This is a genomic window from Acinetobacter sp. UBA2063, assembly GCF_002333245.1.
GTDB lineage: Bacteria > Pseudomonadota > Gammaproteobacteria > Pseudomonadales > Moraxellaceae > Acinetobacter > Acinetobacter parvus.
The window spans coordinates 1-3,109 of record NZ_DDAH01000070.1 but is presented as its reverse complement, the minus strand read 5'-3'; the positions used below and the strand labels follow the sequence as shown (position 1 = coordinate 3,109).

Sequence of the window (3,109 nt, the reverse complement as noted above, 5' to 3'; positions counted from 1 at the left end):
TTACGGCTATTCGGATAAATTGCCTTAAAAACTAGGGCATCATGGTGTTATGGAGTAAGTGCAATGAAAGGCAATCGTGAAGTCATTAATCAACTGAATCAGGTGCTTTATCACCATTTAACTGCAATCAACCAGTATTTTTTACATTCCCGCATGTTTAATGATTGGGGAATCTCGCAATTGGGTTCAGCCGAATATAAAGAGTCCATTCGCCAAATGAAGCATGCGGACAAGATTATTGAACGTATCTTATTTTTAGAGGGATTACCGAATCTACAACACCTCGGCAAACTCTATATCGGCCAGCATACCGAGGAAGTTCTGAATTGTGACATTCGCAAGGTTAAGGAGAATATAGCCGCAATTAAACAGGCGGTTGAACTTGCAGAAGCTCAACAGGACTATGTGACCCGTGATTTGGTACAGGAAATTCTAGAAAAAGAAGAAGAATATTGGGATTGGCTCGATACCCAACTCGACCTCATTAAAAATGTCGGTATTGAAAACTATATCCAAAGTCAGATTTAAACAGTCAATTTCAGGCTGAAACCAAGGTAATCTTTAGTTTCAGCCTAGCATAAAGCCAAGTAAAGACTACTATTCTAAATGTTGATTTAATTCAACAATATCAGCCAACCTTATATTCTCTCCATACAATTGTTGCAATATAAAAAGTTGCTGCTCTGCTTCAGCCATTTTCTGGTTGTAAACCAATAACTGGGCGTATTTTTTCAGGTTATAAGGTGTTGCCTTGTTCTTAACCATATCACTCCACTGCATTAAATCCTGATCCGACATAGACACGGTTGGTTTTAGTGCAATCCAAACCAGACGTTGCTGGAATTGGCTAAGTAATAAAATACGTGAACTCCCCATAATTTCTGCTGTAGGTTGCTGTCCCTTGAATAGCAATTGGCTGTTTTCCTGATAAACTTTATAGTCCCTCCAGATCATGAATAGCAAAACCAGCGAAATCACCCAGCAACCACGAATCACATTTTTATGAAGCGTGATCCCTTTTAGGTTAGGCGTTTGAGCCTGAATCAATCCCAACAGAAAGCCCATGGGCAATAGAAAATAGGCATAACGCTGTGGAAATTCAAGCATTGCATGGATCAGGATGGCACTCACCATCAGCATCGCGATAATTGAAATAGTGTCTTTGGTATTTTTATTGAGCCAAAGCAACCATACTGCCATATAGGCAATAATCAAAAGTCCCAGTGGAATGCCATTCCAAATTAAGATGTCCAGTAACACATTGTGCCCACTGGTGACCCATTCATGTGACGGATGTAGATGGAAAATCGTCATTTGTGCAACACTGGTTTGATTCCAGCCATATCCCCACCACGGCTGTTCTTTTAATGCCAAAAGCATTTGGGTCCAGATTTCGAAACGTAAATAGCCAGAGCTTGCTCGTTCTACAATGCTATCAGCTTCAATGACCGCCGTTCCTGTAGAGCTTTCAATTGCATGGGTAAAGGCAGGAATCCCCCAAGCTGCTATTGCAAAAAACCCAATGCACCATAACGACAGCTTGAGAACATTCAAACGTGGAGTTTGCTTAAACTGTTTGTAAATCCAATAGATGAAAATAAATAAACATACTACCCATGATGTGCGGGACTGACTCAATGCAATTGCAAACAGGATGACCAAACTTGCAGAATCAAGCAGCCATACAGAAGCTTTATGTTTTTCATATAAATATAAAGCCCCCATTAACCCCATGACTAAAAAAGTCGCCATATTATTGGGCTGACCAAAATTGGCATAGGGACGATTACCTTTAAGCTGCATAATGCCATATAAACTTGATTCAAGCCCTAACCATTGCACCATCGCCATCAGACTGGTAACACTCGCGATAATAAGTAATAGCCAACAGGTCCTTTGCATCAACTGTTCACGAGCACTTGGTTGTAACGATAGGTTATATCCCATCACCACCATGAACCAGAAACCCAGTAAATACACACTACTCAATAAGGCAATACTAAAATCAAATACTAAACCAAAGCTCCACTGCAATAATGGAACAAATGCAACTGGCAATATATAAAGCTGCAGTTTGGGTATCTGAATATTTCGATTTAGAAAAAGTGCAAGTAAGGCCAATGCAGCAGCGAAAGTAGCTAGCTCGCTGGAAAATGTCACCCAGGGATAGGTGTGGAATGGCGATAGCCAGGCGAAGCTGAGCAGCAGCGCTGCGAGTAATAGACATAATGATTGCATATTTCGATATAAAAAAGAGCTTCACTGCATTATACATTGAAGCTCAATAAAACTGGTTTTATAGCTTAGTGTTTCTATTAATTCCAAGGTCTCAAATCAACAATCTTTACAACTTCACCTTTTTCTTTGTTTATGAGAACGGTCATGTCAACGGCATTGGCTTTTAAAGGAATAAACGCAGTTGCTTGGGGATACTTAGATAATGTCTTTTCCACCGAAGCTTTATCGTTAAACTGGTTTAACGCATCCAAATTTTGTGCATGTTGTTGAATCTGTTTTTTTACTTTATCCAACGGTACATAACGTTCTGGTTTCTGGGCAATTGAAATACCGCCAAATACTTCTGCAAATGTATCATCATTGCGAGTTTGGATATCTTTGGCAAGTTCCACACCTACATATTGAGGTTGAAACCATGAAGGATGCTGATATGGGGGTAATGCTTTTTGAATACCATCCTCAAGCATTTCATTTTTGCGAATCAATTCAAATCCATTTACATAATAAGCAATCCATACTGGTCTCCCCTGTTCAATACTGTATATGCCATAAACTAATGCGCACAGCTGCAAGGTGATAATAATACTCAAATCCATTTTTAAGGTCTTTTTGCCTTCTTTATACACAAGTAAGCCTAAAATTGGACCAATAATGACATCAATCGCTAACATCATTAAAAAAATATGTGTTACACCTACTGCTTGTGTGAATGGTGATGGATACCAAATAAAAAAGACCAATCCAATCACGAATAAAGCGACTAAAAATGAAAGCAATAAATGGGTGAAAAAAAATTTTAGGCGTTTAGACATTTCACTCAACTTTATTTATAAATTTTTTAAAAAAAGACTCTCTAGCAATTCATAATAAG

3 protein-coding genes are annotated in these 3,109 nt (G+C 38.7%); 1 reads left to right on the top strand and 2 read right to left on the bottom strand.

The window, feature by feature from the left end; genetic code table 11:
- Positions 1-63 precede the first annotated feature (63 nt).
- Positions 64-528, top strand: a complete 465-nt coding sequence (gene bfr / locus B4H32_RS03265) for a heteropolymeric bacterioferritin subunit Bfr (protein WP_004678753.1) — start codon at positions 64-66, stop codon at positions 526-528.
- Positions 529-597: 69 nt separating this feature from the next.
- Here the strand turns inward: bfr and B4H32_RS03260 are convergent, their stop codons facing one another.
- Together B4H32_RS03260 and tfpZ are read right to left on the bottom strand one after the other, a co-directional pair.
- The gene (locus B4H32_RS03260; protein WP_286799966.1) at positions 598-2,238 is read right to left on the bottom strand and encodes a PglL family O-oligosaccharyltransferase; all 1,641 of its coding nucleotides are present in this window, start codon (positions 2,236-2,238) and stop codon (positions 598-600) included.
- A gap of 77 nt (positions 2,239-2,315) precedes the next feature.
- On the bottom strand, positions 2,316-3,050 hold the full coding sequence (tfpZ, locus tag B4H32_RS03255; RefSeq protein WP_286799965.1) for a TfpX/TfpZ family type IV pilin accessory protein: 735 nt from the start codon (positions 3,048-3,050) through the stop codon (positions 2,316-2,318).
- Positions 3,051-3,109: the final 59 nt, after the last annotated feature.